The 16,222-nt window shown below is 42.6% G+C and carries 17 protein-coding genes and 1 pseudogene; 8 read left to right on the forward strand and 10 right to left on the reverse strand.

The genetic code is table 11. The features are described from left to right. Positions 1–56: 56 nt before the first annotated feature. The 3 genes from PV763_RS01410 to PV763_RS01420 are packed head-to-tail and all read right to left on the reverse strand — an operon-like array spanning position 57 to position 2,232. Positions 57–1,226 (reverse strand): cupin domain-containing protein, encoded by a 1,170-nt coding sequence (locus tag PV763_RS01410; protein ID WP_004646738.1) that lies wholly within the window; start codon positions 1,224–1,226, stop codon positions 57–59. Positions 1,227–1,255: 29 nt separating this feature from the next. Continuing rightward, positions 1,256–1,849: a Maf family protein gene (locus tag PV763_RS01415; protein WP_004646739.1), complete on the reverse strand. Its 594-nt coding sequence runs from the start codon at positions 1,847–1,849 to the stop codon at positions 1,256–1,258. Then, entirely contained in the window at positions 1,849–2,232 is a 384-nt protein-coding gene (locus PV763_RS01420; RefSeq protein ID WP_004279857.1) for a DUF2237 family protein, read from the reverse strand. The genes PV763_RS01415 and PV763_RS01420 overlap by 1 nt, the downstream gene beginning before the upstream one ends. A 139-nt stretch (positions 2,233–2,371) precedes the next feature. Between PV763_RS01420 and PV763_RS01425 the strand changes: the two genes are divergently transcribed. The 4 genes from PV763_RS01425 to PV763_RS01440 all read left to right on the forward strand — a co-directional run bounded on the left by PV763_RS01425 (position 2,372) and on the right by PV763_RS01440 (position 6,089). Then, the gene (locus PV763_RS01425; RefSeq protein ID WP_004646740.1) at positions 2,372–3,559 is read left to right on the forward strand and encodes a phosphoglycerate kinase; all 1,188 of its coding nucleotides are present in this window, start codon (positions 2,372–2,374) and stop codon (positions 3,557–3,559) included. Between the two features lie 154 nt (positions 3,560–3,713). Beyond that, positions 3,714–3,992 carry a hypothetical protein gene (locus PV763_RS01430; RefSeq protein WP_004646741.1) on the forward strand — a complete coding sequence of 93 codons (279 nt, stop codon included), beginning with the start codon at positions 3,714–3,716 and terminating at the stop codon, positions 3,990–3,992. A 119-nt stretch (positions 3,993–4,111) separates the two neighbouring features. Then, entirely contained in the window at positions 4,112–5,149 is a 1,038-nt protein-coding gene (gene fba / locus PV763_RS01435) for a class II fructose-bisphosphate aldolase (protein WP_004279853.1), read from the forward strand. Positions 5,150–5,234: 85 nt separating this feature from the next. Beyond that, the gene (locus PV763_RS01440) at positions 5,235–6,089 is read left to right on the forward strand and encodes an EamA family transporter (RefSeq protein WP_004646742.1); all 855 of its coding nucleotides are present in this window, start codon (positions 5,235–5,237) and stop codon (positions 6,087–6,089) included. Here PV763_RS01440 and PV763_RS01445 read toward each other — a convergent pair. Together PV763_RS01445 and nfsB are read right to left on the reverse strand one after the other, a co-directional pair. After that, positions 6,052–6,279 (reverse strand): hypothetical protein, encoded by a 228-nt coding sequence (locus PV763_RS01445; protein ID WP_004646744.1) that lies wholly within the window; start codon positions 6,277–6,279, stop codon positions 6,052–6,054. The genes PV763_RS01440 and PV763_RS01445 overlap by 38 nt on opposite strands. 106 nt (positions 6,280–6,385) lie before the next feature. Beyond that, the gene (gene nfsB / locus PV763_RS01450; RefSeq protein ID WP_004646745.1) at positions 6,386–7,039 is read right to left on the reverse strand and encodes an oxygen-insensitive NAD(P)H nitroreductase; all 654 of its coding nucleotides are present in this window, start codon (positions 7,037–7,039) and stop codon (positions 6,386–6,388) included. 243 nt (positions 7,040–7,282) lie between these two features. Between nfsB and hpaI the strand changes: the two are divergent. Together hpaI and PV763_RS01460 are read left to right on the forward strand one after the other, a co-directional pair. After that, positions 7,283–8,072 (forward strand): annotated as a pseudogene (hpaI, locus tag PV763_RS01455) (4-hydroxy-2-oxoheptanedioate aldolase). 681 nt (positions 8,073–8,753) lie between these two features. After that, positions 8,754–8,972 carry a hypothetical protein gene (locus PV763_RS01460; RefSeq protein ID WP_004279847.1) on the forward strand — a complete coding sequence of 73 codons (219 nt, stop codon included), beginning with the start codon at positions 8,754–8,756 and terminating at the stop codon, positions 8,970–8,972. 28 nt (positions 8,973–9,000) lie between these two features. On the opposite strand, the gene PV763_RS01465 is transcribed toward PV763_RS01460, so the two are convergent. Both PV763_RS01465 and PV763_RS01470 read right to left on the reverse strand, forming a co-directional pair. Next, positions 9,001–9,720, reverse strand: a complete 720-nt coding sequence (locus PV763_RS01465) for a UDP-2,3-diacylglucosamine diphosphatase (protein WP_004646748.1) — start codon at positions 9,718–9,720, stop codon at positions 9,001–9,003. A 111-nt stretch (positions 9,721–9,831) separates the two neighbouring features. Next, entirely contained in the window at positions 9,832–10,341 is a 510-nt protein-coding gene (locus tag PV763_RS01470) for a peptidylprolyl isomerase (RefSeq protein ID WP_004279844.1), read from the reverse strand. Positions 10,342–10,763: 422 nt separating this feature from the next. On the opposite strand from PV763_RS01470, the gene PV763_RS01475 reads away from it, so the two are divergent. Continuing rightward, complete coding sequence (locus PV763_RS01475; protein WP_004279842.1) at positions 10,764–12,491, forward strand: glutamine--tRNA ligase/YqeY domain fusion protein; 1,728 nt, start codon at positions 10,764–10,766, stop codon at positions 12,489–12,491. 69 nt (positions 12,492–12,560) lie between these two features. After that, positions 12,561–13,472: a bestrophin family protein gene (locus PV763_RS01480; protein WP_004646751.1), complete on the forward strand. Its 912-nt coding sequence runs from the start codon at positions 12,561–12,563 to the stop codon at positions 13,470–13,472. A gap of 83 nt (positions 13,473–13,555) precedes the next feature. Here PV763_RS01480 and PV763_RS01485 read toward each other — a convergent pair whose 3' ends face one another. The 3 genes from PV763_RS01485 to trmA all read right to left on the reverse strand — a co-directional run bounded on the left by PV763_RS01485 (position 13,556) and on the right by trmA (position 16,059). Next, positions 13,556–14,116 carry a lecithin retinol acyltransferase family protein gene (locus PV763_RS01485; RefSeq protein ID WP_026055785.1) on the reverse strand — a complete coding sequence of 187 codons (561 nt, stop codon included), beginning with the start codon at positions 14,114–14,116 and terminating at the stop codon, positions 13,556–13,558. Positions 14,117–14,508: 392 nt separating this feature from the next. Next, entirely contained in the window at positions 14,509–14,733 is a 225-nt protein-coding gene (locus PV763_RS01490; protein ID WP_004279838.1) for a hypothetical protein, read from the reverse strand. Between the two features lie 243 nt (positions 14,734–14,976). Next, the gene (trmA, locus tag PV763_RS01495; RefSeq protein ID WP_004646753.1) at positions 14,977–16,059 is read right to left on the reverse strand and encodes a tRNA (uridine(54)-C5)-methyltransferase TrmA; all 1,083 of its coding nucleotides are present in this window, start codon (positions 16,057–16,059) and stop codon (positions 14,977–14,979) included. Positions 16,060–16,222: the final 163 nt, after the last annotated feature.

Here is a 16,222-nt window from a genome sequence, read left to right on the forward strand (position 1 = left end):
TAAAAAGAGGATCATGTGATCCTCTTTTTATTATCGCTTAACGAGTCGTTAAACGCTTACTCGTCGTCAGCAGGTGGAACCAACATCAACACGGCTTCATTCAATAATGCTGCAACATCTTCCAGAATTTCTTCATCAGCGAAGTCTTCACTGAATAACAGCGCTTCACCATCTGCAAGCTGTTTGAGTTTTGCGGTAAATGTCTCAGAGATGCACACACCCTCACCATTTGCCCAGAACAGAACGTCGCCGTCCGTTTCAGTATAAAGCAGGCGTGACGCAGGTTCGAGCATCAGGCTATAGCCCTGATCGAGTGCTTCTTCCAGATCACCTGTACCGATTTCTTCTGCTTCAGGCAGGTTTTCAGGATATTTAGGTTCGGACATCAAGCTCATGATGGCATCTTCGAGAACATTGGAATTATGCAGTTGCTGCATGATGTGTTCTTTCAGATATTCCAGCTCATTGCTGCTCACTTCACCGATAGCACCGACTTGATCACGGATGATATCCAGCAATGGGTTACGCAGCGTTTCATTTTCAGAGAATTTATCCCCGACACGATCCATCATGTCACTGATATTTGGCATGCGGAAACCGAATGAATAAGTCAGGCAGTCATCTTCAGCCACGCCGTAATGAGCCAGACCAGGCGGCACATAGAGCAAGTCGCCAGGTGCCAGCACTTCATCAAAGTCCACTTCTATTTCAGGCAATAATTTAAGCGGTTGACCCGGAACAAATGGAGTTTCGGTATCACACATTTGCCCAAGCTGCCAGCGACGATGGCCATAGCCTTGTACCAGAAACACATCATAGAAATCGAAATGCTTGCCGACTGAACCGCCTTGCGGTGCATAAGACACCATGATGTCATCGCGACGCCATTGTGGAATAAATGGGAATTTTTTCCAAAGTGCCGACAGGTCAAATGAATAGTGATCTACAGCCTGAACCAAAAGTGTCCAGAGTTTTGGCATTTTCTGAAAATCTGCTTTGAGCAAAGGTGAAGATTTCACGCTCCATTGATTCGGATCACGATCTTTCTGCTTGATGAGACGGGCAGTGACATGTTCTTCAAGCGCAAGTTCCATCACATCATTGGGTTCAAGCAAACTGGCGATTTCAGGCATCGCATTACGCACCAGTAATGGTTTCTTTTGCCAGTATTCGCTAAGGAATTGTTCAGCGGTGATGCCGCCTAAAACGTCTAAAGGTTGAGACATAGATTACAGCCTGAATTTAAAGAGAGAGATTAAGGAACTAAAATTTTTAATTCACGAAGAATATTGCATAGCTTGATCATCGGCATACCCATCAGTGTGGTCTGGTCTTGCCCGGTCATTTCTTCAAACAGGCTAATTCCTAAGCTTTCACATTTGAAACTGCCAGCACAATGCAGTGGCTGTTCAATCTCGACATAGCGCTCGATTTCGGCCTGAGAAAGTTTACGAAACTTGACTTTATAGTGTTCGACCAGACTTTGTTCAAAACCCGTCGATTGTTGCTGTACACTGAGCGCCGTACTGAAATAGACAATCTTGTCCGAGTTAGCTTGGAGCTGGCGAATGGCTTTTTCAGTCGTTAACGGTTTACCGATAAAAATATCCGGTGCACCTTCACGCCATGCCACCTGATCCGAGCCGATCACAATCGCTTCAGGATTCTGTTCGGCAATATATCTGGCTTTCTCGAAAGCTAGTCGTTGTGCCAGATCATCTGCGTGATTTTCCCCGCGAGGAGATTCATCAATATCCGGTACCATGGAAATATAATCAATATGCAGACGATCCATCAGCGCTTTGCGGGTTTGACTGGATGATGCCAAAATAATCTGTACAGAATTCATTAGACAGCATATTCCTCAAGAATATTTAACGGCACATAAGCCAGAACAGCTTTGTGACAGGCTTGCAGCTTGATTGGAGGTGCTTGACCTGCTTCATAGGCTTCGACCCAGCGCGTTACGCAGATACACCAGAAATCGCCAGGTTGCAGGCCGGGGAAATCCAGTTCAGGCAAAGGCGTAATCAGGTCATTACCGACTTTTTGAGAAAAATTCAGAAATTCTGAAGTCATTTGCGCGCAAACCGTGTGCTGGCCCAGATCAGTGGTCGCAGTATGGCAAAAGCCATTGCGGAAATAACCGGTAATCGGATCGAAGCAACAGCTGGACAAAGGCTCACCTAACACGTTCAAACGGTTAAGATTTGGATCAGGATGTATCGACATAGGGACTGAATCTAAAAGAGGCTTTTTTCTATCATAACAAAACTTTGGCATTCATAATGTTTTCTGCAAAAGATGCTAACCTTTTTCTGCATAATCATTTAAAATCGCCTGGTTTTAATATCTATAAAGTGAGCTCTACATGAACTTTCAGCGTATGACTGACCTCGATTTAGCAGGTAAACGTGTTCTGATCCGTGAAGATTTAAACGTTCCTGTTAAAAATGGTGTGATCACCAGCGATGCGCGTCTTCGTGCAGCATTGCCAACGATTAAAGCAGCATTAGAAAAAGGCGCTGCAGTCATGGTGTATTCTCATCTGGGTCGTCCGGTTGAAGGTGAGCCTAAGGCTGAACAGTCACTTGCTCCTGTAGCGGCTTACTTGACTGAAGCTTTGGGCCAAGAAGTGAAACTGTTCACTGACTATTTAGATGGCGTTGATGTTCAGCCAGGTCAGGTGGTTCTGCTTGAAAACTGCCGTTTTAACGTCGGCGAGAAGAAAAACAATCCTGAACTTGCAGCAAAATATGCAGCACTTTGCGACGTATTTGTAATGGATGCCTTTGGTACAGCGCACCGTGCAGAAGCATCTACTGAAGGCGTAGCGCGTTTAGCGAAAGTTGCAGCAGCAGGTCCTTTACTGGCAGCTGAACTGGATGCACTTGGCCGTGCACTGCAAACGCCAGAAAAGCCAATGGTGGCGATTGTTGCGGGTTCTAAAGTCTCTACCAAGCTGGATGTTTTAACCTCACTTTCTGATATCTGTGATCAATTGATCGTGGGTGGTGGTATTGCCAATACTTTCCTTGCTGCAGCAGGCTATAACGTTGGTAAATCACTGTGTGAAAAAGACCTGATCGATACAGCAAAAGCCATTGCTGCAAAAGTATCAGTGCCACTTCCTACTGACGTTGTGGTTGCAGATGCCTCTGAAATCAACTTTGAGGATTTCCTGGGTTCATTGGCTGCTGCGAAAGCAACGGTGAAAAACGTTGCCGATGTTGCTGACAACGACATGATTCTGGATGTAGGTCCGGAAACTGCGAAAGCATTTGCAGAAATTCTGAAAACCTCTAAAACCATTCTTTGGAATGGCCCGGTTGGCGTATTTGAAGTCGATCAATTCGGTGAAGGGACTAAAACTTTATCTTTAGCAATTGCTGAATCGGAAGGTTTCTCGATCGCGGGTGGTGGGGACACACTTGCTGCGATTGATAAATATGAAGTGGCTGACAAAATTGGTTATATCTCGACGGGTGGCGGTGCATTCCTTGAATTCGTTGAAGGTAAAACTCTTCCTGCAGTTGCGGTACTATTAGAACGTGCTTAATTGCATGTCCTAAGCTAAAAAGCTGGCCCAGTGCCAGCTTTTTTTATGTCATTTTTTTGACAGTGAAAACTTACCCTTCATGGCTTCGTCATTAAAATGCAATAAATCTGTCATAAGATGCAGTAATTAAATCACCAAATGACGAGAATACGTGATGAAGAAACAGTTAACTATCGCAGTATTATTAGCAGCTTCTCTGGCACTGACTGCATGTGCAAAACAGGAAAGCACACCAGAAGCTGAAGCAGAAAGCTCGGCAGCAGTGGCGGATCAGGCGGTGACTCCAGAACAGCAAGCTGCCATTGATGCCATTGATCAGCCAATTCTAGACGAAAAAAATACCGATATCCCGGCTGAAGTTGCCAATGCACCAGCCGATGAAGCAACTGCAGACGAGTCAGTTGCTGCGACTTCAGAGCCTGTAGCACCTTAATCCGGTTGATGTGACACAAAATCCCTGCAAATGCAGGGATTTTTTTTAAATAGTGTTATTTGTTGCTGAATTGAAACCTTTGAACATGTAGAATATGTGGCATTCACTGGGAGGATATTATGGCTCTTATTTCATTGCGCCAGCTCTTGGATCACGCCGGCGAACATGCTTACGGCGTACCAGCATTTAACGTAAACAACTTAGAACAAATGCGTGCAATTATGCTTGCAGCAGATGCAACCAATTCACCTGTTATCGTACAAGCATCTGCGGGTGCGCGTAAATATGCAGGCGCTCCGTTCTTGCGTCACCTAATTTTGGCTGCAATTGAAGAATGGCCACATATTCCAGTGGTAATGCATCAAGACCACGGTACCAGCCCTGACATTTGTCAACGTTCAATCCAGTTAGGCTTTTCATCAGTAATGATGGACGGTTCACTGGGTGAAGACGGTAAAACACCAACTTCATATGAATATAACGTTGATGTGACTCGCCGTACAGTTCAAATGGCACATGCGTGTGGCGTATCTGTTGAAGGTGAAATCGGTTGTTTGGGTAGCCTTGAAACAGGTATGGCGGGTGAAGAAGATGGCGTAGGCGCAGAAGGCGTACTGGATCATTCTCAACTCCTGACTTCAGTTGAAGAAGCGCGTAGCTTCGTTGCTGATACCAATGTTGATGCGCTTGCAATTGCAGTAGGTACTTCACACGGTGCGTACAAGTTCACGCGTCCACCTACAGGTGATATTCTTGCGATTGACCGCATTAAAGAAATTCACGCAGCACTTCCAAACACACATCTTGTCATGCACGGTTCAAGCTCTGTGCCACAAGAATGGTTGGCAGTGATTAACCAGTATGGCGGCGACATCAAGGAAACTTACGGTGTTCCGGTTGAACAGCTGGTTGAAGCGATCAAACACGGCGTGCGCAAGATTAACATCGATACTGACTTGCGTTTAGCATCTACCGGTGCAATGCGTCGTATGATGGCAGAAAAACCAAGCGAATTCGATCCACGTAAATTCTTCAGCGCAACTGTAGATGCAATGAAGCAAATCTGTATCGATCGTTACGAAGCTTTTGGTACTGCAGGCAATGCAGACAAGATTCGCCCAATCTCTTTAGAGAAAATGGTGTCACACTATAAATAATTCCCAGTGAATCATTTATAAAAAAAGCCCACTGCAAATGTGGGCTTTTTTGTAGACTCATAAATATCAAGAATAAGAGCAGCATATGGAACTGATTTTCGCAGCAGCGCTATGCAGCGTTGCGGTCTCAATATTATTAAAAGTCGCCAAAAATAAGGGCTTGAGTCCGATACACATGATTAGCTGGAACTATATGACAGCTAGTCTCTTGTGTTTTTTCTGGTTTAAGCCTGATATTCAGCATATTTCAATGTCTCAGACGCCTTGGTTGCTTATTCTGGCTCTGGGTATTTTGCTTCCGAGCGTATTTCTGTTTTTGGCCAAGGCTTTGCAAACGGCTGGAATTTTAAAAACCGAAATTGCCCAGCGACTTTCTGTAGTTTTGTCACTGGCTGCAGCCTATTTCATTTTTCAGGAACAGTTTAATCAGCTGAAAATACTTGGGATCGCTTTAGGTATTGGAGCAGTGCTGTGCATCCTGTTTTCACATCGACAAAGTACAGGACAGAGCAGTCAGGGAATGTTGTATCTGGGCTTGGTCTGGGTCGGTTATGCACTGATTGATGTATTGTTGAAATATACAACCAGTCTGGGCCTCCAATTCGCGGTGGCGCTGAATCTAATGTTTGTTTGTGCCCTGATCATTTCGATGGGCTATCTGTTAATCAAATATAAAAGCTTGGGCTCGATGCAGAATATCGGCGCTGGTCTGTTATTGGGTTTCCTGAATTTTGCCAATATTGCTTTCTATGTCAAAGCCCATATGCTGCTTAAGGATTCACCTGCGATCGTCTTTGCTGGCATGAATATTCTGGTGGTGGTATTTGGTGTGATAGCAGGTCTGGTATTCTTTAAAGAACGGCTCAAACCTGCAAGTACTTTAGGATTACTGCTAGGCTTGACTAGTGTGATTTGCCTAGCTTATGCAATGTCTGCTTGACATAAGAGGATGCAAATTCAATCGGATGTCGGAGCAGGTCACCTGCTTCGGCCAGTCCAAGCAATAAACCGGACTGTTGGCAGTCTGGACAGTGCGGATAACGATGCTGTTGCTCTTTATAGTGCTGGAGATAAATTTTATCGCAATGATGGCATTCAAATTTCAGGGATTTGGATGTAAGGAGCGACATAGATGACCTCTATTGTTATTCTATTAGATGTAAATTAAATAAAGCAAAAAATAGGCCCGAATTGACATGGAAAGGGGCGCTTGACCCCTTTTATAGCATAAATTCCTTACAGTTTGGTGAAAATATCTTCAGCGGCAAGACGTGATTTAGGGAGTTTGGCATTGAAATCATTTTCACTGCGATAGCCTAAAGTCAGCAATACAGAAGGGATCAAACCCTGTTCTGCAAGTTGTAATTCTTCACTAATCATCTCTCCGTCAAAGCCGCCAATTGGTGTGGCATCAACCCCTTCAATTCCGGCAGCCAAGAGCATTTGACCGAGTGCAATGAAGGTCTGGTTTTCAGCCCAACGCTGAATATCACCTTTTTCATTACGATAATAATGAATATAACCTGCACGGGTATTTTTCTGACCTTCTTTGGCTGATTCATCTTTAAAACGGCCACTGAGATCATCGCGGTTCAATAAGTTTTCTAGATGCAACTCATTAATGTCGGCTTTGGTGCAGAATAAAATGGTATGTGAAGAATCCAGAACTTTGGGTGCATTGTAGGCATAAGTACCAACCAAGGCTTTGGCAATGCGCTGTTTGGCGGCATCATGATCGGCAATAAAAAAATGCCAAGGCTGAATATTGATCGAAGAGGGTGCCAGACGCAAAATTTCTAACAAGCGTTCAAACTGTTCTGCTGGGATTTTCTTGCTAGGATCATAGGCTTTAGTGGTATAGCGGGTCTGTGTGATCTTGAGTAAATCCATCAATGGACTCCAATCTTTTTAAATAAACAGCGAGTAGAAGTTTTAAATATATACATTTTTCACATCCCCTGATTATTACAATAAAAAAGCATCAGGCAAAGCCTGTTTTGAGATGATCTTGAGCTGGATTCAAGCAAAACTTAGAGTTAAATCAGATTAAAATCCAGTTTTTGTCTATTGGCACTTTTAAGCGAGAAGCGTTTAATAAGAGGCATCGCCAGCAACATGCAAATAGGTTAGCGGATGCAAGTGACCAATTACTTTAAACACAAACTGAAAACCCAGCAGCAAATCGGCTTATGGATTGGCAGATGCCTATGGAACCGAGATTGCGGCAAATGCAGGTTATGACTGGCTGCTGATTGATGGTGAGCATGCACCCAGTGATTTGAGAACGACTTTGTCGCAACTGCAAAGTATTGCTGCTTATCCCTCGCAAGCAGTAGTACGACCACCCATTGGTAGCGTACAACTGATCAAGCAACTCCTTGATATCGGTGCACAAACGCTGTTGATTCCGATGGTAGAAACCGTGGAACAGGCCGAACTCATGGTCAGGGCAGTCCGTTATCCGCCTGAAGGAATTCGTGGCGTTGGTGCTGCACTGGCACGTGCCACCCGCTGGAACAGCATTCCAAATTATTATCAGACGGCACATGAAGAAATCTGTTTATTAATCCAGATTGAATCGGTCACAGGACTTGAAAATCTGGATGCTATTCTTCAGATCGACGGGATTGATGGCGTGTTTATTGGCGCCGTTGATCTATCTGCCACTATGGGTTATCAAGGTGATCCGAATCATCCTGAAGTACAAAAAGCTGTAATTGATGCAATCCAGCGGATTCGTTCTGCAGGCAAAGCTCCAGGAATTCTGTCAACCCAGCATGAAGTGACGCAAAAATATATCGAACTTGGCACTGAGTTTGTAGCAGTGGGCGTAGATACCAGTATTTTGATGAATTCCTTGCGTGATCTATTGGGGAAATATAAAAAGGATATCAATGTGATTAATCCGACTAGCGGTTATTAATCAACAAGAGATTCTGAATGAATAGCTTGCTTAGATTTTTAGTTTATTTTTAACCGGAAATTCTTTAGATGAGCTATTCATTCAGCCATAAGAAAATCATAATGAACCTTCAAGATGCAGAACAATTTTTACAAGAACAGCAGAACATCTTAGAGAACCAACGTCAGCAAAAAACTAGACGAGTGCAACAAGCCTTTTTTATGATTCACGTACTGTTTGTAGCCTTAAATGCTATTCTCTTGATCCTAAATTATCAAAAGACGGGAGAGTGGAACTTGCTGTACCTCGGGCTGAGTTTCATGTCTCTAATATTGATTTTAAGGTATTTAAAGACAGGTTTTGTTTATCAACGGAAATGAAGTAACGTTAAAATGAATTTTAGATCATAAAAATCAAAAGCCTAATAATTAACAAAGCATGAAAAAAGTTCTTAAAAATCCCATTCTATTGTCATTACAATGTAATTTTGCTTTTGCTGGATAAATAGCTTACACTGGCTGCACTTCAAGCAAGTACTGTTCTTGCTTCTATTATTATTTTAAGCTGATTGTGATGTACTTTTTAGTTCAAGTATTTGAACTCAAATAAGATCTACTAACCATAGAACTATTATGTAAACTAGGTTGTTATTAATCTCTCTCCATATAGTCACAAAAAGCTCATATCGTGTGAGTAAATATTTTGATCAAAATCAATGAATGGCATATTGCCACTGCCGCTGATGGCAATGAAATTAACGTGAAACTGGTTCCATTAAAGCGCAAGCAAAATACAATGGACGGTTTTATCTGGGTTGAGGTCGGTAAAATGATTCAATTGCCAACGGGTGAGGAATTTCAGTTCAATCTCGATGGTAAAAGTTTCTATACTGGGGTAAACCAGCTTTATCGTCTGTGTTAAGCAGATCAATATCGTAAAAAGTGGCTGATTAATATCGCCACTTTTTTAGTTTCAGGGTATCAAAACTTTGATCTTCCTGAATTTCCAGAATCTCTGCACTGTCTTCTTTCCAGTCGCCTAGTACAATTCTTCTTTTCTGGGCTAACTGATGAATGGCTGCGCGATGCGTATGACCATGGATTAGTACATCTACATCCTGTAATGCCAGCTCAACTGCATGTGGGTTGACGTCCATCACTTCATAGCTTTTAAACTGTTGTGCCTGATGGCTTTGTTGACGAAAGCGGTTGGCTAGTCTGGTTCGAAATGAGAGAGGGGTTTTTCTTAAGAAGCCAAGTAGCCAGGGATGACGAATAATCTTTTTAAAACGCTGATAGGAGACGTCATCGGTACATAGGGCATCGCCATGTTCCAGGCGAAAATGTGTTCCGGCAATGATTAGCTGATCGATTTCGGGAAGAAGCTGCCCGCCAAATCGAGCTAAAAATTTACTTCCTAAGACAAAATCCCGGTTGCCGGCCTGAAAATAGACTTGATTCCCAGCCTGAGTAAACTGTTTTAATGCAGTGACAATTTCGTCCAGCCATGGAGAGGTATAGTCATCACCAATCCAGGCATTGAACCAGTCACCCAGAATATACAATTGGGTATTTTGATTTTGATATTCAGTTAATAAATCTAAAAACCCCCGAACAAGTCGAGGGTGATCAGGTGACAAATGTAAATCTGAGATAAACAGATAGGTCACGAATCTTTTCCTTTTATTCCTCTCTAGATCCCTCATTCATATGAGGGATTTTCCATTACACTGTTTTAAAGTGTTGCTTTAAAACTCATAAAAGAACGGAGAGGACGTTTTTTATTCAGAAATGATTTTTGCAGATTCGATTACTACGTTTTCTAGAGGAACGTCAGCGTGGTAGCCACGGTTGCCAGTACGTACGTTTTTGATTTCGTTCACAACGTCCATACCTTCAACGACTTTACCAAATACGGCATAACCCCAACCTTGAGCAGTTTTGCCAGAGTGGTTAAGGAATGAGTTGTTTTTCACGTTAATGAAGAACTGAGCAGAAGCAGAGTGCGGTGCCTGAGTACGCGCCATTGCAATCGTACCTTCGTCATTGGTCAAGCCGTTGTCTGCTTCGTTTTCGATTGCATCACGTGTTGCTTTTTCTTTGAAGTTTTCATCCATGCCGCCGCCTTGGATCATGAAACCATCAATAACACGGTGGAAAATTACGCCGTCATAAAAACCGTCACGTACGTATTCTAAAAAGTTAGCTACGGTTTTAGGTGCTTTTTCAGCATTGAGTTCTAGAACAATACGACCTTTATTGGTGTTTAATTCGACTTGAGGAAAACTCATTGTGTAATCTCCTGATCATGGACGAGTGCCATGGTTTTTTCTGAATGAGTGAAGCATAAGCAAACTACATTCGACAAGGCAAGTAAAAACATTATTTTCTTTGTTAAAAGCATAAAAATAATACCTTATTTATACGTTGATTTATCAAGGCATTTCAGATATTGCCCTATCAGGTACCCTATTTTGAATTGGCGTAAATTAATGATTTTACTGCTTGTACAAGCACTGATATTTTAGTTTCAGGCAACTCGCCGTATTTTCATTTTTTAAAATGGGTGAATTGAAATCAAATACCATAGTTAGCGGTTGAGAGATTATTCACCTCTAGTTAAACTAAGGAACTTTGATAATGAATATGCGTACAACCTGTGCGATTAAATATTCGTTAATCCCTTTTTAACTTTAGAAGTGAATGATTGATCATGAAGCCAAATGATGTTGTGACATCTCTGCCCGAGAACCCGACCCAAAAGAACAATGCAGTCGATTCAGTGCAGCAGCAAGAACAACAACCGGGCTTGGACTTTGTACGTCAGGTCATTACCGATGATTTAGCCGCTGGTCGTACTCAACAGGTGGTGACGCGTTTTCCGCCTGAGCCGAATGGCTATTTACATATTGGCCATGTGAAAGCAATTTGCTTGAACTTCGGAATTGCTGAAGAATTTAAAGGTGTGTGTAACCTGCGTTTTGACGATACCAACCCGGATGCCGAAGAGCAGGAATATGTGGATGGTATTGCCAATGATGTGAAATGGCTGGGTTTCCAATGGGAAGGCGAGCCGCGTTATGCATCAAGCTATTTCGATCAACTTTATACCTGGGCAGTTCAGCTGATTGAGCAGGGCGATGCCTATGTGGATTTGCAAAGCCCTGAAGAGATCCGTTTAAACCGCGGTAATTTCGTTGAGCCAGGCAAGAACTCGCCACAACGCGATGCAACGGTTGCAGAAAACCTGGAGCGTTTTGAGAAAATGCGCAGCGGTGAATATGCAGAAGGTCAGGCTGTATTACGTGCCAAGATTGATATGACTTCACCGAACGTGCATATGCGTGATCCGATTCTGTATCGTATCCTGCATTCTGAACACCATCAGACTGGCGATAAATGGAAAATTTATCCAATGTATGACTATGCGCATCCATTGTCTGATGCGATTGAAGGCATTACGCATTCACTCTGTACCCTGGAATTCCAGGATCATCGTCCGTTCTATGATTGGGTAGTGGCAAAAGTTAAATCACCATCCGTGCCACGTCAGTATGAATCGAGCCGTTTGAATGTGGACTATACCATCACCTCGAAACGTAAATTACGTAAACTGGTGGAAGGTAGCTATGTTCAGGGCTGGGATGACCCACGTATGCCAACTGTAGTCGGTATGCGTCGTCGTGGTTTCACACCTGAAGGTCTACGTGATTTCTGTCAACGTGTCGGTGTATCGAAAGTTGATGGAAGTATTGTCGATGTAGCTATGCTGGAATACTGTATTCGCCAGTCTCTGGAAAATACTGCCGCTCGTGGTATGGCTGTGTTAAATCCATTAAAAGTGACTTTAACCAACTTGCCAGCCGATATGGACCTGACCCATTCACGTCATCCGAATGTCGATATGGGCGAGCGCGTTATTCCATTGACGACTGAGCTGTATATTGACCGTAAAGACTTTGAAGAAGAGCCACCAAAAGGCTTTAAACGTCTGATTCCAGGAGGTGAAGTTCGTTTACGTCATGCCTATGTCATCAAATGTGACGAAGTCATTAAAGATGAAAATGGTGAAGTGGTTGAGCTGAAATGTTCGATTGATCCTGAAACTTTAGGTAAAAATCCTGAAGGTCGTAAGGTGAAAGGCGTGATTCACTGGGTATCTGCGACAAAAGGCGTTCCTGCGGAAGTGCGTATTTACGACCGTCTGTTTACTGAATCTGATCCTGAGGTGGGCGATGACTTCTTGGCAAACCTGAACCCTGAATCATTGAAGGTAGTTCAGGCCGTGATTGAGCCTGCTTTGGCACAAGCACAACCGGAAGACCGTTTCCAGTTTGAGCGTGAAGGCTATTTTGTGGCTGATCAATATGATCATTCCAGCGAAAAACCGGTATTCAACCGTATTCTGGATCTTAAGGACAGCTTTAAACCAGGCAAATAAGCTGGTTTAAGTCAGAATGTAAAAAGCCCAACTCTGGTTGGGCTTTTTCAATACAGCAGGGAAAATTGCATGATTGTGCGTGATAAGAATAATAGTTTGGGCTTACTGTTTGCCTGGCAGGGAACGATTCTGCCCAAGGTGCTGCCCGCATTGGTTTTGGTGGTTTTTATTTCCGCTTTACTAGTGTATTTGAGTCAGGCGCATTTCGTGAGCCTTCCTGCTGTCCCGGCAATTGGCTTTACCATTTTTGGTGTCATTCTTTCGATCTTTCTGAGTTTTAGAAATACGGCCTGCTATGATCGCTGGTGGGAAGGGCGCAAGCTTTGGGGTGCGTTGATTGCAACCACGCGTCATTTATGCCGTGACAGCCATGTGCTAGATGATCAAATCCGTGAAGTTTTGCTATATCGCATGATGCTGTTTACCCATCTATTACGTGATCGGCTGAGACAGCAAACGCCCAGTATTCAGGCTTATGAAGCCACTGCCGGTTTTGAACCCAAGTCATTTGAGCAATTGCCCATGCAAATCAATCCATCCCAATGGGTGCTGGAACAGATGCAAAAAGAGCTGGTGCAGCAATATAAGCAGGGCAAGATCAGCGATATTATTTATAATAACCTGAATCAGCACACTGTGGCTTTGGGAGATATTCAGGCTGGTTGTGACCGGATTTTGTCCACGCCATTACCATTTTCTTATTCGGTATTGTTACATCGTGCGGTTTATTCTTTTTGCTTTATCCTGCCTTTCAGTTTGCAGGCAAATTTAGGCCTGTGGACACCAATTCTGGTTGGATTGATTGCCTATATGCTACTCGGGCTGGATGAACTCAGTGCGGAACTGGAAGAGCCCTTTGGCTTGCAGGACAACGATCTGCCGCTAGATTCAATTGTGCGACTGGTCGAGCGGGAAACCCTAAGTTCTTTAGGTAAAGCACTACCTGAGGCAATTCAAGCCAGAAAAGGCTATTTGACTTGATTCCTTATCAACATCATCAAAATGTAAAACACGAACTTAAAATTTCTTGCTCACAAAAAATCATCGGCAGGCTGAGCTTTAAATTAACGATGTTTAAGATTGGTCAGGTCTGACACTTTGGTTTTAGCCTGATCTTGCAATTCACGGTATTGTTGCAAACGCAGATTGGCTTTATCTCTGAGTTTTTTCTTGATGTACAGCGCCAATGCGAAACTGGTCGTGGTCAGGGTCAGGAACATGCTGTTCATAAAACTCATCATCGAGCTGATATAACCAATCGTGGTCAGGCGATTCATCATATAAATTACTTGCGGGCTACTTTCCACACCGGTAATCGCCCAGGTACACAAATGTTCGCAATTATTAATAATCAGATGATAGTTGTTTTCATGCATTCTGGACCGCATGCGGCGCACCACTTTACGACCTTTATATTTTGCCGAGTCATAATGTTGCATATGAATTGGTTTGCCATGACTGAATTTTTCAATAGAAGTTATTTCAATCGGGCGTTTCTTGAATAAATGCGCAAAGCCGGAATAATGAATGACACGACCACGTCCGGCGTAAATCCCATGATGGGTATAACCGAAATGTTTAACCATAAGATGTGCGCCTATGGGAAACCGTTTAGTCTGTTGCATATCAGAATTAAGCCATTTAAAAAAGCATTGTCGTTTAATAGGAAGTGTACTGTGTTTTGCTAAATTAATCGATGCCTTGCCTGAGTTTCAGATCAGAATTGAAGAGTTATTAAGCCAAGTTTTAAAGGAGCTAGAAGAGAGCAGAATTTAGAACATATTCTTCTGATAAAGGTTTTAAATAGCCTAAGCAAGTACTAAAATTTCTGCAAAATCACAAGCATGGATCAAGGAAGTCATTCAACATTTTCTGCCTGATCCCTGAAGCTTTTAAAGTTGAAGTTAATAAACTATGCTGAAATAGAGAAGACCAAACCCTTAAACTAAACTTTCAAGCATAAAAAAAGCACCTGACTACGCAAGTGCTTTCTTTATACGGCTGTAACCTTGGCCGATTACTGCAATGGCAAGTGCTGAAGTTCATTCAGTTCTTTGCGGCTATAGCCGCGAGATACAAGAACCTTTTTAATTCCGATGATGATTTCTTCATCAGTAGCTTTAGAAAGTGCTTCAAGAAGCTGTTCATTTGTCTTGCAAGAGCAATCATTTTCAACACAAGCAATTTGATTCTTGTGTTCATTGTGTTGTTCATGAGAAAACAACTTTTGCCAAAAACTCATAGAGCCTTCATACAACAACCTAACATAGAGTGAAATATAGCCAATTAAATAAATAAAGCAATAGGACCTATGTGATAAAAGCAGCAGTCAGGCTAGAAAATTTCCGATTGAAGCCTAAAGGTCTAACGATATTTCTTGCTGTACAAGTCAATATTTATTATTAAATACATGATTTATAGTATAAAAAATGGAGCTTCAAAAAGCTCCATTTTTGTAACAATATAATAAATTGAAACAAATTCTTTATACTTTTTCCAACAATACACCCGTTTCAACATGATGTGTATACGGGAACTGGTCAAACATGGCGAACTTGCTGATTCTATGCGTTTGAGACAACTGTTTCAGATTGTCATATAAGGTATCTGGATTACAAGAAATGTAAATAATACGCTGGAAACGCTGTAACAGTTTCAGCGTTTCATCATCAATACCAGCACGCGGTGGATCGACAAATACCGTATCAAAATCATAAGTCGAAATGTCAATTTGTGCTTCCTGCAAACGACGGAAAACACGTTCGCCATTATAGGCTTGAGTGAATTCTTCGGCAGACAGACGCGCAACCTGAATATTTTCAATCTGGTTCTGCTCAATATTCCACTCAGCTGCATAAACTGAAGATTTGGCTAATTCAGTGGCCAAAACACGGCGGAATTTGGTCGAAAGCGGCAGGGTAAAGTTCCCATTGCCACAGTAGAGTTCCAGCAAATCTTTATCTGATTGTTCCGCTGCATCACATGCCCATTCCAGCATTTTTTGACAAACTTGTGCATTGGGCTGGGTGAAGCTGCTTTCGATCTGCTTATATTTATAGTGACGATCAAAAACAGACAGTTCTTCCACCACATATTCATCAGTCAGGACGAATTTCTGGCCACGGCTTCGGCCAATCAGTTTAATATTCAGTTTTTCCGCCAGTGCTTTTGCTGCAGGTTCCCAGCTTTCATCCAGCTTGCGGTGATAAATCAGGGAAACTAGGACTTGGCCACTTAAAGTCGCCAGAAAATGGACTTCAAATAGACGATGACCCAGATTGGCATCTGCCTTGAATGCTTCAAGTAATTGTGGCATCAAGTCATTAATGCTGCGGTCTGCAATTGGAAATTCATCAATACGAATGACTTTTTTATTGTTGTTCTCGTCACGTTCGAACATGGCATAAAACAGATCATCTTCAGTATGCCAGATCCGGAATTCAGCACGCATGCGGAAATATTTTTCAGGAGACTGGAATACTTCTAAAGCAGGTGGTTGATATTCGGCAAACTGAGCGCTGATGCGTTCAATTTTGGCTTCAAGTTGTTGCTGATAAGATGAAGTCATATGCAGTAAGAAATCGCAAATATTTTAAAGCGCAAATGGTAGCAAAAAATTGCCGATCTGCCTAAGCCTATTGTAGTCAAGCCGCTTTAAAAGCTGCATAAAAAAGACCAAACCTTCTGAGGAGAGAGGTTTGGCCATAAAGAGGAAAGATTTAAGCTAAAAA

Origin of the sequence: Acinetobacter sp. AS5 (genome assembly GCF_048957595.1) — a bacterium.
Taxonomy (GTDB): Bacteria; Pseudomonadota; Gammaproteobacteria; order Pseudomonadales; family Moraxellaceae; genus Acinetobacter.